This window comes from Microcoleus sp. Pol1C5 (genome assembly GCF_036701115.1).
In the GTDB taxonomy this organism is placed as follows: domain Bacteria; phylum Cyanobacteriota; class Cyanobacteriia; order Cyanobacteriales; family Microcoleaceae; genus Microcoleus.
This window is the reverse complement of the sequence record NZ_JAUBQE010000012.1, coordinates 72,006-87,618: the sequence shown is the minus strand read 5'-3', so window position 1 is coordinate 87,618 and position 15,613 is coordinate 72,006. Positions and strand designations below refer to the sequence as shown.

Sequence of the window (15,613 nt, the reverse complement as noted above, 5' to 3'; positions counted from 1 at the left end):
TTACCGAAAATTAGGTTAGTTTGAAGGGTATCTTGGATAAAAGCTTTATATGTAACGATAGGAACAACATTTTGCAACTAGATAGATTTGAGCATTTAAAAGAACTTGAAACAGCACTTTGGCAAGCAAGTAATGAGGTTCGTCGGTCTGGAAAGCTGGTTGACCCAATTCGTGATTTACTTGCACCGCTTGCTTCGCTCATTTTTCTACGTTGGGCATCCCTCTATGAATCTCAGCAGGAGTCTCTGGGAGGTTCGGACTACGGGCGTTTCTTGCCCGGTAAATTCAATTGGAAAAGCTGGAGTCAACTTCAAGGAAGGGATTTACGGAATTTTATACAAGAGGAACTTAGTCCAAAATTGAGAGCTCTTCCAAAAGCTGGTTGGGGATCTTTTCTGCATACTATGGGCAACCACATCCAAATCAATTACTTAACAGATAGAAGTATTAATACTTTAGTTGAACAAATAGATCGACTTCCTTTAGAAACTTTGCAAGATAGGCAGATTATTGGGGAGATTTTTACGCGAATTCTACAAAATTTGATAAAAAATCAGAAATATTCTGGACAATTTTTCACACCACCAAGTGTTGTTGAGCTTATGGTGGAGTTAGCTTCACCTCAGCCGGGAGAGCGCATCTACGATCCTTGTTTTGGAACAGGAGGTCTTTTGGTTAGTTGTGTAAACTATTTACAGGATAGGATTAAGAATCAATCATTAGGGAATTGGTGGGAGTTACAAAATAAGAGTATCTATGGTATTGAGATTAACCCTTTCCTATATGTAATTGGTATGGTTCGATTGATGCTAGCTGGTATAGATAATCCAGCGCTTGAGTTAGGGGACACCCTTGAATATGCTATCAAGCATATTAGTTCAGGCATTAACTTAGCATCCCAGGAAATACAGAAGCAAAGAGCTTCTGGTAGTATTTCTAAAGCACTTCAACGCCCTCAAGGTTCTCGACACATAAACACAGCAATTAGCCAACATTCACTTAATTTTTTAGGTGAAGGATTTGACTGCATTTTAGCTGTACCACCATTCAGCAGAATGGTTAATCGAGAAGTATCAAGCCATTTTCCTATTAAAGGCTCCTCTTATACAGCACTTTTTTTACAACATATTATGAGAGTTCTTCGGCCTGGAGGGCGTGCTATAGTTGCATTACCTGAGAGTATTTTGTTTAATACCTCAGAAGAACGGGTTCGTCAGGAAATTCTTGAGCAGTACAACGTTGAAGGAGTCTTATCGCTTCCCTCAAAATCTTTTTTGCCCTATACAGGTATTAAAACAAGTATTCTCATTTTTTCTCGCATAAAACCGCAGGGAAAAGTGCGGTTTTTCCAGGTTCATCAATTTTCAAAGTTGTTACCAATACGTTTGAGTCAATCTTCTAATTTTGGAACCTTCCTAACGGAGAATAGATTAGAATCAGAATTATTGTTATCGCACGAAGTAGCACAGGAATTCCGCAAAGGAGAATTGAGCGAGTATCTCTGGGAAACAGAGGTAAAAAAGCTGTCTGAACAAAAGTGGCAGCTAGTGAGCCAAGAGGAAGGAAATAATGAATTTGAAAATTTTCTCCAAACAGTTCGCTCTGTTGCTCCAAATATTCCGATTAACCAACTAAAAGAAGTTGCCGAAGTTTTTACTGGAATTCCTATAAATCCGTCTTCTATTACTTCCACCCCTGAAGAAGCTCAATCTAAAAATTTAGCAAGAGTGATTCGAGGATCTGACATCACTTCTGACGGAAAAATCCTTTTACCTTCAGTATTTATAGATATCGAGCAGTTAACGCAAAAACAACAATGTTACCAACTTCAAGCTAATGACCTGCTCATCCCAAGGATACAGAGTTTTAAAAGTCCAATCAAGGTAGGAATAGTTACTCAAAAGCTTGTCGGTACTGTAGCAGCAAATAGTTTAGTAGTTATTCGGATTCGACCGGATATCCCAGTCTTGGCTACTTATTTGTCAGTTTTACTTGGAGCGCCTATTTACCAGAACTGGATTAAAAATTATGCATCTATGCTTCAGGGTTCTGTCAGATTACCTGTCCAAGAACTTCAACAACTTGCTGTTCCTGTTCCATCATTGCTAGTTCAGGAAAGTGTTGCTAAACGAAATTGGGAGGGTGCGCTTAATGCTACAAGGTTACTTATTGCTTGTCTAACCCAAGAAGATTTAGATCAAGTTGCAGATTGGCTTGAAGCAGATCCGATCATTCAAGATGTTCTAAATAGCTCACTGTCAGCTAATAAAGAAGCGAATCTTGCCTTGCTATTGAGAATCAGTGAGGTAGTTGAGTCGCTGCGAAATAAAATTGCTCATTCTTCATCGTCAACTGACCCGATTCTTACATCTTGGCTGTTAGAGTTAGCATCTGGACTGCGAGAAATGGGAGGATTCGAGGACATTCCTCCGGGTACGGCACGATTAACTGTATTAACTAATACAAAACTTTCCCTTACTAAAACGCTCCAGATATTAACCAGATCCGACATTCTATTAGTTAAGCGTGCTAGAGAATTGACTAGGGGATTGCTCGAACTTGTGGATAGACAAATACAGGAACAAGTTACAGATGTCCGTGTTGAAGCTTCTTTAAATCCATCAGTTATCCCTACAGCAACTCAGGTTGAAGTCATTTTGACGCTGCACAACATAGGAGTTATTCCAATTCGGCAATTCCACGTTTCGACTCACCCAGAATTGGGCATCGCAAAAATACCCTACCTTTGTGAAGGGCAAAGAATAAATGTGCGTTTGGTGATTCCACCTCAAGAGGTTGAGGGAATGCTTAACTTTGTAGTTTTATGGTCAGGCAAACTTTTAACTGGTGAAAGAATAGAACATGAAAGTCCACTAACCCTTAGTATCAAGGCTTTTGAGTCATCTGCCAGAAAAGTAGATTTGGGAGCAAGCCCATACATTGTGGGAAATCCTGTTGACCGCGAAGAAATGTTTTTTGGCCGCAGCAAAGTTATTGAGGCTATCAAACGGCAACTGGCAACGCCATACCAAGCAAATGTGATTCTCTTGGAAGGAAACCGACGAACTGGAAAAACATCAATTTTGAAGCACTTCGAGCGAGACGAGAAACTCCCCGGATGGATTGTTGTCAACTGCTCTTTTCAGGGAGGAGAAGCCGATACAGATAAAGTGGGGCTGACAACCGCAGCGGTGTTTCGCCTGATGGCAAAGCAACTTGGGATAGCAGCGCACAAGGCAGGACTTACTGTGCAGCTTCCTGATGCTCCACCCTATGACCCCAACCGTCCTTTTCAATTACAGTTTGTACGCTCGCTCCGCCAATATCTATCGAACGAGTATCCTTTTGAAGACTTTGAAATTTTCCTGCAATTGCTTCTTGATGTCGCACATCCTCGGCGGATTTTGTTCATGCTTGATGAATTTGACAAACTCCAAGAAGGCATCGATTCAGGTGTCACTAACCCCCAAGTTCCAGAAAACATCCGCTATTTGTTCCAAACCTATTCTCAATTGTCCGGCATTATCACGGGTTCCCGCCGTCTGAAGCGCTTGCGTGAGGAATATTGGTCTGTACTATTTGGTTTGGGCTACCGTATAGGACTTGACCCCCTTGAATTAGACTACGCCCGCCAACTTGTTACCGAGCCTGTGGAAAGTCGTCTTGTTTACGTTCAGCAAGCGCGAGACCTCGCTGTTGAGCTGTGCGCCCGCCAACCTTTCTTAATTCAGTCTCTATGCAACCGCATTTTTGAACGTGCCGTTCAGACTAATCAACAAACCATAACCCTAGATGCTGTGCAAACTGCTGCTGATGAGATGGTGCGTGACAATGAGCATTTCCGCACATTATGGGACTACGCAGGCACAGAGCGCCGACGGTTTATTCTGTCACTATGTCATAAGCTTGAACCAGAGCCAGACCCAGTAACGTTGGCTCTGTTGGAGATTAAGTTAGAAGAAGCAGAAGTTCTTATACCGTCTGGGGAGCGCCTCGGAGAGGATATCGAGTTTCTGCGAGAGCTTGAACTTTTGGAACTAGACTCTACCGGAGGTTTAGATATCTACAAACTGGCGATTCCACTTATGGGAGACTGGATTAAAAGGAATGTTGATCATGAAGACCAGCGCAAAAAAGCAGTGCAGGAAGGAGAGGAGAAATTTTAATGGCCATTAATCCGTATCAAGTATTGGGGACAGCGCCAGTAATTTGTCGTGGCCGGCAAAGCCTATTTGAGCAACTAAACCGTCAGCTTACCAAACCATCTCCTGACCATGTGCAGATTGTGGGACACAAGTTTATTGGTAAAACAGTTTTTCTTCAAGAGGTTGCTCTTACTTTCAAAGCTGGTAAAGCACCCTATATTTCAGCACTATACTTGGATCTCGGTCATCAAACTCCAAGTTCTGATAGGGAGTTTATGCGCCGTTTTGCTGAAGAAATTAAGTCTGCTCTCCTGCTAGTAAAAAAGGAATTGGCTGATGAAATAGAGCCAAACTCTGAGGATTTATGGGATATTCTCCCTGAAGTGCTAGCACTTTTGCATGAGGAAAATCAGCGACTTTTAGTAGTGCTAGACGGATTTGATAGAGTGCTGGGGATTACGAGTCTAACCCGCAACCTCTGGGATAGGCTTAGATATCTTGCTGAGCAAGAAAGTTTGCGATTTGTTACAGGAAGCTGCCGTCCACTTCGTGAACTTTGTAAAACTGAGGCATCACAAACATCAGATTTTTGGAATATCTTCAACCCCAATCCCTTTAAAATAGACTGTTTTCAGGATAATACCTGGTCTGAAATATTAACACCTTTTACTGATAGAAATATCTTATTTGACAGGAGCGCTCAAAAAGAACTGAGTAATTGGAGTGGAGGAGTACCAATTTTAGCTGCTACCCTCTGCTCTTACCTTTGGGAACAAATTGAACTGGGAACAACCATTTCTAAAACGCAAATTGACAAGGCAGCTACAGAAGTATTTAACCAGTCGGAAATTATTTTGGACGAACTTTGGGATGAATGTGGGGTAGAAATTCAAAGCGATTTAATCGAACTTGCGAAAAATGACATTCTTTTATCTAAAATTTCTGAGCATCGCCGCAACTTTTTGGAAGCTCGTGGCTATGCTAAGGCATCAGGCAGCAAATTAACAGCTAATTGCCGTTTAATGCAGAAGTACGCTAAAAAACGAGAAGCTCCTGTTACTGATTTGCAACGCTTATTTGGCGATATTAATAATTATGAAAGAAACATTCGCAATTTACTTGAATTGAGGTTAGCACAAGTATCCGTAGATGAAGACTTGAAACGTTTGATCAAATGTGCCATTAGAGACCTAAATCCAGAACCAAATGATGCTATAATGCGGTTTCGCACTATTACTGATATAGCACTTAAATTAATCTGGAGTGCAGAGCTTACTCCTAGTCACCAAGTTCCGCAAGATTGGATCGATTTTTGGCGCGTCAAAGGTGAACGAATACCCGAGGAGGAGAATTTACCAAACGTTCCAAGCAGTTTAGGTGGTCAGTGTAGACTTCTTATAATCATGACTGGCGGCACTATCAAAACCAGAAGCTCAAAAGCTCATTTCATTTCAAAACCAACAGCTCTCCTTGTAGAACACATCAAAGCTATAGGAGACTTCGGCCAACATAGTGAAGGGCAAAAAGTTTCTCTAGAAACGGCTGTTGCCTTTTGCTTATCTGCTATTGAACTTTGCAAAAGGTTGGCGCATGAGTTACCGTAATTTAGCAAGAGGAGCAAATTATGTATAAGGTAAAGTTAAACACATGAGAATGCTCACATCTACTGATCTTTAAAAGTAGAGCTGACTAGATTAATCCAGCCTCTCGCTAATCGGATGCTTTTTCGTTCTTAATTGAAAGAGCCATTCCAACTCGTCAGCCCCCGTCTTTTGAGTTCTGCAACCATCAAAGGATGTTGCTCTAAATTTGGGTTACTTTTGACGATCGCTACTGCCATATAACGAGCTAAATTCAGCAAATTCTCATCATCGAGTATATTCGCCAAAGCAAATTCCGAAATTCCTGACTGACGGTAGCCCATGACAACTCCCGGCCCCCGCAACCGCAAATCCATCTCCGAAATAAAGAACCCGTCAGTGGATTTTTCCAACACCTCAAGACGTGCCTTGGCTTCTGCTGTTTTACTGGTATTGAGCAGCAGACAGTAAGAACGGTAAGACCCGCGACCGACGCGACCTCTTAACTGGTGCAGTTGAGCTAAACCAAAGCGCTCGGCATGGTCAATCAGCATGACAGTAGCGTTTGGAACATCCACGCCCACTTCCACAACAGTCGTGGAAACCAGTATTTTGGTTTTGTTATCGCGGAATGAGTTGAGGGCTTCATCTTTTTCTGCTGATGTCATCCGACCGTGCAGCAAACCAACTCTAAATTCGGGAAAGATTTCAGTTGACAGTCGATCGTATTCTGCTACCGCTGCTCTTAAATCTAGCTTTTCCGATTCTTCGATCAGGGGAAGGATGATGTACGCTTGACGACCTCGAAGTACCTCAAGGCGGATTAAATCGTATGCTGAAGCGCTTTTATTAAGCACTTTCGTGTGAATTTTCTGACGACCGGGCGGTAACTCGTCAATCTGACTGACATCCAAATCCCCGTGCAAGGTCAGTGCTAAAGTACGCGGAATAGGAGTCGCGGTCATCGTTAGTACATGAGGCCTATTTCCCTTGTTCAGTAAATCCTGCCGCTGTTGCACCCCGAATCTGTGCTGTTCATCGATGACTACCAGACCGAGTTTGTTGAAGTTGACCTTCTCTTGCAGAAGCGCATGAGTTCCTACCAATAGTAAAAGTTCACCCGTCTCTAATTGGGTGTGGATTTCTCTGCGCTTGGCGGTTTTGGTAGAACCTGTCAGCAATTGAACAGAAACGCCAAGGCGTTCAAACCACGTCGCAATCTTCCTGTGATGCTGTTGGGCTAGCACTTCTGTAGGTGCCATAAGTGCCACTTGGTAGCCAGACTGGATGGCAGCGAGGATAGCAACGACAGCAACAACTGTTTTACCAGAACCGACATCCCCCTGTACCAGTCGGTTCATCGGCGTTTTGGAAGTCATGTCATTGAGAAGGTCGTTAATGACCCTACGTTGAGCTGAGGTAAGCGAGAAGGGAAGTTGAGAGTAAAACTGTTGGATTAGAGGGCCAGCAGGAGTTATTTTTGTAAGAGCCGATCGCGCCAAAAGCCGATGGCGACGCACGAGAAACGATAGCTGGAGATAGAAAAACTCATCAAATACAAGGCGACGGCGGGCAGCTTCTAGTTGGGTTTCGTCTGGGGGCTGGTGGATGTTTGCGATCGCCTTCTGTAATTCCATCAAACCGTGTTGTCGTCTGAACTCCTGCGGCAGGGGGTCATTTAGCAGCTTGGCAGATTCCAAAACTGAGGTTACTGCATTTTGGACAATTTCGTTGCTAACTCCCTTTGTCAAAGGATAAATTGGGATAATTGAATTTTTCGTATCCTTGGCTTCGTCTAGACCGATTAATCGGATTTCAGGGGAAGTTAATGTCATTCCGCAATAGCGATCGGTCTTGACTATCCCAGATATAGCAACAATGCCTCCAGCAACATAGGTGGCGGCTTGCTCGTTCCTCCACTTTTTAGATTGGTAGTACGGGTGGTTGAAGAAACGCTTGCAGGCTATTTTACCGGTTTTGTCCTTGACAATAATAGTCTGAATTGTTAGCCGATAATTTTTAGGCGGACTGACTACTTCCTGATATTGAATTTTACCTACAACCGTGACTGAATCGCCTACTTTCAACTGATAAATTTTTACTCGCCGATACTTAATGTAATCACGGGGAAAGTAGAGCAGTAAGTCTCGTACAGTTGTAAGACCCAGCCTTTCTAGCATTTTGTAATTGCTTGGATTTAACCCTGGCAGATCGCAAATGGGTGAATGCAGTTTCATGATGATAGTTGGAAATTTATCAAATTCAAATTTTTTTTAGCAAGCCATTCATAATGCTGCGCTAGCAGCCACTTCACCAATGGCAAATCGCTGAATTTAATTGGGAGATACACTGCTTTTAGTCCTTCCATTACTTCTAACAAAGCAGAGTTCCATTCTCGCTGGTTGCACGAAGATTTAGGGCGCAGTCGAGAGAAGTAAGTGACGTAGATTCATAATTTTAAGGTGGCGCTTCCACTCTTTCACACTACTGATAATAGAGTCTGAGTCACGGCTTGGACAAGCCGGTTTGCAAAAAGCTCTTTTCTAAATAGCATATTGTTTGGTTTTTAGGTGGGTTGCAGCCACGGCTTTACTGCTCAAACAAGTCGAAAAAGTCGTAAAAATAAGCAATTTGTTTATCGCCAAACTTCAGTCATCATTTCCTAGTCCGATGAAAGCTGCGTAAAATACTAATAACGAGCTTTGATTAATCCAAAATTACGCCAAAATTGCGCTCGATTGCTTCATCACGAGCGTTAAAACCATTTTCGTTTTCTGGCTCTTGAGATGCTAAGATTGCGTTCCAGCCGGCAAATCCTGGATTGATTCGCTTTGATTGAGGGAATGTTTCAATAATTTCTTTTGATAGTTGCTCGCCGTCTCGATCTCCTTTGAAGCCGACTACTATAGTTTCTACTTCCTTAAGAAAGTCGGTTGGCAGCGAAGAAACCGCATCAATGCTTAAGTATAAAGTGGGCCTCTTATTGAAATCTGGATCTAAGGCAATTACAGACAGGATTTCTACCGGGTTGCTGGCAATAATAGCTCTTTCAATATTGTTTTGAACCGCTATCCAGAAAACTCCCTTTTCACTGTTGTCGCCTCCTTGATATGAGCCTTCCCCATGACTGTCAATGGAAAATTTTCCATTGGCGTCTAAGGTGCAGGTTCCTCTGTACTCTCCTGCAAGAGTGCGGAGTTGGAATACAGGGCGGTTCAGGCTGTCTGCGTCTATCCATCCCCTGTCGTGTAGGAGGTCGATTAATTCGACTGGCAGACAAGCATTTTCTATTAAATTGCTTCGTACAGACTCCCAGTTAAGTGAGTCGAACCCCGATGTTTCGCGATCGTTGGGCGAGTCGGGTTTGCCTACATCTTCTGACTCAGCGATTAGAGAATCTTTGTCGGTTTCTGAGGAAGTCCCTGTGCTGCTTCCTTCTCGCTCTGGCCTGTCAATGTTAGAGTAGCTTTGCCAGTATATTGGTGAAGAATTGCTCTCGATGCTGCTGTTCCTCATTTCGCCACAGTCATCAGCATCACTATCATTGTTCGCGTCGCTATTTGGTTTAGAGTTTTCTGTTTCCAAAATTTCGTTCAATTCTCGTTCTTGCAATGGGGGAATGGCTTCCACATTTCTGTCAGTATTAGCAGAGTAAGTGACTCCTCTGTATTTTTGCAGCCCCTTGAAGGTGTAAGCTTTGCCTAAATGAGTGCCGCTAAAAGCAATATTGCCTAATTTGTAGCTAATGCCTAATTCGCCTGCGGGGGTAGGTGCTATTTTTACACTAATGCCTTGTTCAACGAGTCGGTCAATCAAAAGAGCGATCGCGGGACTGTCAGTGGTTGCTCTATCTAGTGCGGTTTGCAGTTGTTCCCGCGTGCTGATTTCCCCCGTTCTTGCTAACCGTCGGTGTTCGCCAGTCGTGGGAGAACGGCGTTCTTTATCAAAACTGCGGGAAGCTGGTGTCAAGTCGTACTTTTTTTCCAATTCTTGAATCAATTTTTCGCTGCGTAGATAGTTCCAGCTATCTGATACGCAAGTTCCTCGTTCATCCCATTTGATGCGGCTGGCTGCAATATGAATGTGGTCGTGTTCGCGGTCGGTATGGCGGATGATAGCAAATAGGTTTTTATCCAGTCCCATTCCTTCTAGATAATCAAGAGCGATCGCCCGCCATTTGGCATCGGGGATATACTCGCCATCCGGCACGCTTAAGGTCGCATGATAAACTGGTTTTTTAACTCTAGGGTTGAGTTGTTTGGAGAACAGAAACTCAGCAGCTAATTCCTGGGCATTTTCTCCTACCATATTTCCTCCAATCAATGAAGCTCCTTCTTTGGAGAAGAGGTAATTGAGCAATGGGGTAAAATTTTTACCGATTTTCTGCTTGCCAATCATTATTTACTAAACTTAAAAGTTGTGTAGTAAAAAAGTGATGATTTTTGGATGTTTTTATAAAAACTTTTCGCTAGCAGCTTCTAAATCTTACTCAATATCGCTTAAATTCATTAGAACTGGGACGTTCATTTGCTGTTGCTGTACTTGCTTGAGCAGTGCCAAAGTTTGCTCAATCAGATCCTCAAAGTTGGCTGGCTGTGTAATTCTTTCCCCCATCCATAATGCTTGTTCTGTAGCAAGGGCAATCGGTTTGAGGCGGAGGTTAAGTTCGGCTAATTTTTGGCACAAAGCTGGTTGATGTTGTTGTTTAAAAGTGTGGTATCGGAACAGACTGCTGACGCTCACCTGCAGATTTTTAGCCATTGTCTCAGCAAGCTGAAGTTCTTCTGGCGTCAGGCGTATCTCTATTCTTTTGATTCGTTTGGATCTCGACATGGCTAGTTTGCTCGCGATTCGATGTTGAGGTAACGAACTTTATCCTTCGCCTGCGATCGGGTAGCGTGCACGGAGGGCAATCGCGCCTCAGCCACGTGCAGATCGCTTGTTGCCTGGAGGGGCTTTAAGGCATGGCAACTCGATGTCAGTCTTTCCAACGGAAAATTTTCCATTGCCACTGGGCCTCAGACTCAGGTTTGGCTGAATTCAACAGCCGTGGAAATTTCCAATGGAAAATTTTCCATTGTCACTGTGGCCCAGAGCCAGATTTGGCTGAACTTAACAGGCGTGGGAATTTCCAATAGGCATCTCCGAAAATCAATGATGCGTGCTCTTCCACTTTTGCTTGCATACGTGATCGCCCTTGCCTCTACATCTTTTTTCGAGAGGTCTGTCTGATGGAAAATTTTCCATTGAACAGCGAAAGGCTGACAGCAGCGCTCTCCTCATAGGGGTGCTACCCCGTTAGAGAAAGCAGTTTGCACGCACCTCTGACACAGCTTGCTACCAAAAGCTTTGTCCCAGCCTAAGCCGTGAGTCCGATTTTTGTAGATGCTGGGATTCAGACAACTGGCTGAGGGAGGGGAGGTTTTAGGAGGGCTTAATAAGTAGTAAGTGCGTTTTAAACCCTTAATAGCTGTTGTTTTGCAGCGTTCTTTTGAGGTGCACTTGGCTGAAGCGTAAGGGTTATTTCTGCACGTCCAAACGTACAGGGCTGTTGTTTACCACTCTTGAAACTTCAATTAGGAAGACCTGCGATATGAGCGAAACTACTATCGAAACCATCTGGCCTCAAGCGATCGCGGCCTGCGATTACGGAGGGTCAGCTACCAAAATTCTTTACGCAGGGCCAAAGAATCAAATTCGACTGCTGTGCATGGAACCGGAGGTCGTATCTGTACCGCACGAATCAATTTTGGCTTATGGCAGAGACCAGTTGGGGTCAGCCGAGCCTGAGAATACGGCTTGGGTTGCCTTTAGGAACGATTACAGGGCAGTAGGGTATTTGGCAAAAGAGAGGTTTCACGCCAATGCCGGCCTTTCGGAGCTCAAATACGAGAGGGCGCTGCACAAAACTCTGGCGGCGATGTGGGCGATTAAGGAAAAGCTGAATTTGCCTCCTAATTTTACGGCGGCGATCGCCGCGCTGCTACCCCCAGGCGAATATGAAGACCGGGGGAGGTTTGAGCGGGTGCTGCGGGAGGCTTTAGCGGATTACCAAACTCCTACGGGTCAGATGAGCGTGGAATTGTTGGCGTTTAACTGCAAGCCAGAGGGCGGTGGCATTTACCTGATGCACAACAAGAAAGTCGGCTCTGTTTTGAAAGAATGGGTGTGCGCTATCGCCATGATTGGCTACCGTAATGCCAGTCTGCTGGTGGTGCAACGGGGGGATGTTAGACCGGGAAAAACGAGTGATTTGGGCTTCATCCGCATGGTGGAGAGGGTGGTAGCTAGGACTTCAGGGCAAACTGCTGAGCGATTGACTCCGGCGATTGTAGCAGCGGGGGCTGAGTTCAAGGCAGCCCCTTTAATGCGGTTGGCTCGCAGCACGACTAAGCAAGGGCGAGCGGAAGAAGTGCAACAGATGATAGCAGCAATTAAAGAGGCGCGGCCTGAATATGTGCGGAGTCTCACCAGTTGGTTGGATGAGAATTTGCCGCCGGATTGCGATGAGTTGGTGTTCTGCGGTGGGACGGCTGATTATCTCCGCAAAGAGTTAAACGAACATTACGATCGCTTCCCAATTATTTGGAATGCCGAAATTGCTATGCCACCTATTTTGGAAAAGAAAGGGTTTGAAAATCGGCTCAATGATGTCTATGGGATGTTTTCGTATTTCAAGGCAAATTTGAAAAAGCAGTTCAATTCTCAGGTCACAGAATCCGCTGTTTGTGGGTCAAAAGGTTCCGTTTTACAGGAGATAGTTAGTCGTGGCTAAGGAAAAAGAAAGGGTTGATTTTTTGTGGCGCTATCAGCCTTTAAAATCTACTGATGATGGAGTTTTGATGTCCTATATTAAAGGCAATTTATTGCTGCCTTCGAGAGAAATGATTCTCCAATCTCTGCGACCTTACTGGCTGCCGCTAGCATATCTGGAAAAAGAGAATATCGATCCAGTTATTTTAGGGCGGTTATTTAGAAATGCCGTCTATGCTCTGGAAAAGCACGCTCTCTATTTGCGCGAGCGAGGCGGGATTGAATATCCTCCTACTAATATAGGAGGAATGCCTATTTCTCAAATACCATCTTCGCAAGAAGTACCTGCTGGCATTGAGGAGGCAGACCGTTCTCTGCTTTACGGTGTGGAAAGCTTGACGCCTCCTAACCCTTCCACTCGTAGCGGATTGACTGCGGATGACTTCTTTGAATTAGAGGGTGGCGAGGATTTCGATGATTCAGGATTCGCATGAATGAATTTCAATTATTGAGCGACTTTTTACCCTAATTACCTCTGCAAATACAGGTATGCTAACCATTGTATTGGATTTGCGAATTTAGATGTTAGGCAAATTTTTTTGCTGGTTGGGCAGTTATTAGCTCTCCATAAAAAGCAGAAATAACTGTATTTGTGTTAGGAAATCAACCTGAAATAGGACAGTTCGACATGGCAAGTAGAAGTAGAAACTCGAAATATCAAGTGCAACTAACAGATTCTGTGGTTAAACAGGTAGAGGAAGGAGGAGATTCAGGTATGGATACAGCGATAGAAAACTCGAATGGTTTCAAAGAGTGCGGGTTAGAGAAGGTTGAAAAACAGGCTACTAAAATTCATCTGATTGATGGAGAGAAAGGCGGGGTTGGCAAGAGCTTATTTGCTAGGGTTCTGATTCAGTATTTCTTGGACAAGAATTTCCCATTTTTTGCCGTAGATACCGATCGCTCTAATCCTGATGTATCTCGAATCTATGAGAGCGTATGCCGTGAAGCTCTGTTTAGCGAGGATGAGAAGAAGTTTTACGAAGCGGATCGAATTTTTGAATTGGCGTTTGAGAAAAGCGTAATTGTCAATTTACCAGCTCAGGTTTATCCTTTGGTAACTAAGTGGATGGGAAGAAACAATTTAATTGAGTTGGGGAAGCAGTCTCGCATTAGTTTTTGCAAGTGGTTTATTTGCACGGGGGGCTACGATAGTGTGCAGCTCTTTTTGAAGTCAGTTAAGCATTTTGACAATAAGATTGCTCACGTCCTCGTCCGCAATTTGGGATTGGAGGATGATTGGAGTTCTGTGGAAGAGATGGAGGAGGTGCAGAATGCGATTAAAAAGTATGAGGTGAAGGTGATTGATTTTCCTAAGTTTTATTCGCGGGAAAGGAATGCGATAGATGCTCGGGGGATAACTTTTGATTTGGCAAGGAATAGCCAGGAACTCGGAGTGCTGGGCCGACAGCGGATTAAGTCGTTTATGTTGTCAGCTTATGAGGCGTTTGAAACTACGGGGATGTTGCCGTGAGTTATGGTGCTGTTGATACTAAATCTTTGCTGGATATTGCTTTAGAGGGGCAATCTGAGGAGTACAGGCGCAAAGTTTTGGAGTTGGCTTTTAAGGGGAAAATTGAGCCAACTGACCCGATTTTTCTGATTTTGTTGGCTGCTGGCCGATTGGAGGTGCTGATTCAAGAGAGTCCGAAACCGGAGGATTTTGAGTTAGCGTTCGATCGGTGGGTGGGGCGGATTAACAAGACTTTGGCGAGTTACGAACGGGTGGCGGTTGAGAAGCAAGAGGGAAAAATTGCTGAAGCAGTCAATTCTCTGGTGCATCAGACGGAATTGACTCGGTGGAGGACATCGGCTCTTGCTTTGATACCGGCTGCGGGTATCCTTTTGGTAGCGTTAGGTGCTGGTGCTGTGATGGGATGGATGGGTTTACTTTGGTCGCAAGGAGGGTTGGCACCGGGGGAAGCAGTTTCTTTAACTCAGGAGCAGGCGGAGACTTTGCGATGGGCGACTAGCGCTGAGGGAAAGTTGGCTCGGAATTTGATGAAGTGGAATTCGGATAGTCTGACTAATTTAGAATGTAAAAAAGATGTCAAGCGTTTGGGGGTGACTCTGGAAGTTGCGGGTAGGCCAGCTAGAGAAGGATTTTGTACGATTTGGGTGGAGCCTGTGGAGAAGCGTAGGTTTAGTGATAGACGCTAAAAGAGCGAGAAAATACGCACTAAACGATTTTAAAAATTATTATGTAAACAGGTTTAAGTCAGCCAGTAGAGAGCATTGCTTGCACAGGTAGCGATCGCCCTCCTTTCTTCACTCTAACCCTAACTTCTTTCGCACCTCCTCACTACTAACAACTTTACCTGCTTTTTGCTGTTGTTTAGAGCGATCGATAATCTCCAAAAACCGAGGATTGCTACTTAAAGAAACCCTTTCAATATCAGCTATAGCTACTAAAACAGCTACAGGTTTACTTTCAAATGCTGCGATCATCGGTTCTCTTCCCAAACTACGGACATAATCGGCTAATGATGCTGCACAATCTGATGGTTGTTGCTGCAAAGATTTTTTGATTAATATTAGCGAATCTGGATTTGTTGCTAAGGGTAAATTTTCTAATTCCGCGATTGGTGTTAGGACAGCTACAGGAGTTCCCTTGATGGTAACAAGCAATGGCTCTTTTCCCAAAACTTGAATATGTTTACCCAACGATTCAGTTGCTTGTGCGAGTTCTACTGATTTCATAGTTCAATTTCCTCCTGACCGATCCGAACTCGGTTGCGATTCTTGACTCCAACTGCTTGAATGTAAACTACAGAAACTGTGTTTTCTTCTACATCATAGTACACTCGTAAATTTCCGATCCGCAATTCCCAGGTCGCCAAACTGTTAGGTTCCATCGGTTTGCGATTTCTTGTCTCAACTAGGGGTTCATATTTTAGCTGTTCGTCTACAGTATCTAATACAGTTCGTTGCTGCCGAGTTGTTAAAAATTTTAGATGCTCAATAGCAGCGTCAGCATATTCAATTTGATAACTCAATGATCCTCATTTCAATATTAATAAATATCCAAACATTCGTCTTTCTCCACGCCACCCGACATGAAACATCAGATAGCGA

General features: G+C 43.9%; 11 protein-coding genes. 6 read left to right on the top strand and 5 right to left on the bottom strand.

Annotated features, from left to right (window positions below):
* The first annotated feature begins 71 nt into the window (after positions 1-71).
* Both QUA23_RS09310 and QUA23_RS09305 read left to right on the top strand, forming a co-directional pair.
* Positions 72-4,166, top strand: coding sequence for an N-6 DNA methylase (locus tag QUA23_RS09310; RefSeq protein WP_333075408.1), 4,095 nt, complete (start codon positions 72-74; stop codon positions 4,164-4,166).
* The gene (locus tag QUA23_RS09305; RefSeq protein ID WP_333075406.1) at positions 4,166-5,749 is read left to right on the top strand and encodes an ATP-binding protein; all 1,584 of its coding nucleotides are present in this window, start codon (positions 4,166-4,168) and stop codon (positions 5,747-5,749) included. Before QUA23_RS09310 ends, QUA23_RS09305 begins: the two co-directional genes overlap by 1 nt.
* A 128-nt stretch (positions 5,750-5,877) precedes the next feature.
* Here the strand turns inward: QUA23_RS09305 and recG are convergent, their stop codons facing one another.
* The 3 genes from recG to QUA23_RS09290 form a co-directional block, all read right to left on the bottom strand.
* The gene (gene recG, locus QUA23_RS09300; protein ID WP_333075404.1) at positions 5,878-7,962 is read right to left on the bottom strand and encodes an ATP-dependent DNA helicase RecG; all 2,085 of its coding nucleotides are present in this window, start codon (positions 7,960-7,962) and stop codon (positions 5,878-5,880) included.
* A 469-nt stretch (positions 7,963-8,431) separates the two neighbouring features.
* Positions 8,432-10,033 carry a relaxase/mobilization nuclease domain-containing protein gene (locus QUA23_RS09295; RefSeq protein WP_445243482.1) on the bottom strand — a complete coding sequence of 534 codons (1,602 nt, stop codon included), beginning with the start codon at positions 10,031-10,033 and terminating at the stop codon, positions 8,432-8,434.
* 177 nt (positions 10,034-10,210) lie between these two features.
* Positions 10,211-10,558, bottom strand: coding sequence for a plasmid mobilization protein (locus QUA23_RS09290; RefSeq protein ID WP_333075402.1), 348 nt, complete (start codon positions 10,556-10,558; stop codon positions 10,211-10,213).
* Between the two features lie 760 nt (positions 10,559-11,318).
* Between QUA23_RS09290 and QUA23_RS09285 the strand changes: the two genes are divergently transcribed.
* The 4 genes from QUA23_RS09285 to QUA23_RS09270 all read left to right on the top strand — a co-directional run bounded on the left by QUA23_RS09285 (position 11,319) and on the right by QUA23_RS09270 (position 14,698).
* On the top strand, positions 11,319-12,500 hold the full coding sequence (locus QUA23_RS09285; protein ID WP_333075400.1) for a ParM/StbA family protein: 1,182 nt from the start codon (positions 11,319-11,321) through the stop codon (positions 12,498-12,500).
* A complete protein-coding gene (locus tag QUA23_RS09280; RefSeq protein ID WP_333075399.1) occupies positions 12,493-12,972 on the top strand; it encodes a hypothetical protein in 480 nt (159 codons plus the stop codon). Before QUA23_RS09285 ends, QUA23_RS09280 begins: the two co-directional genes overlap by 8 nt.
* A gap of 158 nt (positions 12,973-13,130) precedes the next feature.
* Positions 13,131-14,012, top strand: a complete 882-nt coding sequence (locus QUA23_RS09275; protein ID WP_333075398.1) for a mobilization protein — start codon at positions 13,131-13,133, stop codon at positions 14,010-14,012.
* A complete protein-coding gene (locus QUA23_RS09270) occupies positions 14,009-14,698 on the top strand; it encodes a DUF6753 family protein (protein ID WP_333075397.1) in 690 nt (229 codons plus the stop codon). The genes QUA23_RS09275 and QUA23_RS09270 overlap by 4 nt, the downstream gene beginning before the upstream one ends.
* A gap of 108 nt (positions 14,699-14,806) precedes the next feature.
* Here QUA23_RS09270 and QUA23_RS09265 read toward each other — a convergent pair whose 3' ends face one another.
* Positions 14,807-15,238, bottom strand: a complete 432-nt coding sequence (locus QUA23_RS09265) for a hypothetical protein (protein WP_333075395.1) — start codon at positions 15,236-15,238, stop codon at positions 14,807-14,809.
* A complete protein-coding gene (locus QUA23_RS09260; RefSeq protein WP_333075393.1) occupies positions 15,235-15,534 on the bottom strand; it encodes a type II toxin-antitoxin system RelE/ParE family toxin in 300 nt (99 codons plus the stop codon). The genes QUA23_RS09265 and QUA23_RS09260 overlap by 4 nt, the downstream gene beginning before the upstream one ends.
* Positions 15,535-15,613: the final 79 nt, after the last annotated feature.

Excerpts from the sequence above, each read along its gene's own strand:
- QUA23_RS09305 (WP_333075406.1), top strand. The coding sequence starts at position 4,166 with ATGGCCATTAATCCGTATCAAGTATTGGGGACAGCGCCAGTAATTTGT.
- recG (WP_333075404.1), bottom strand. The coding sequence starts at position 7,962 with ATGAAACTGCATTCACCCATTTGCGATCTGCCAGGGTTAAATCCAAGC.
- QUA23_RS09295 (WP_445243482.1), bottom strand. The coding sequence starts at position 10,033 with ATGGTAGGAGAAAATGCCCAGGAATTAGCTGCTGAGTTTCTGTTCTCC.
- QUA23_RS09290 (WP_333075402.1), bottom strand. The coding sequence starts at position 10,558 with ATGTCGAGATCCAAACGAATCAAAAGAATAGAGATACGCCTGACGCCA.
- QUA23_RS09285 (WP_333075400.1), top strand. The coding sequence starts at position 11,319 with ATGAGCGAAACTACTATCGAAACCATCTGGCCTCAAGCGATCGCGGCC.
- QUA23_RS09265 (WP_333075395.1), bottom strand. The coding sequence starts at position 15,238 with ATGAAATCAGTAGAACTCGCACAAGCAACTGAATCGTTGGGTAAACAT.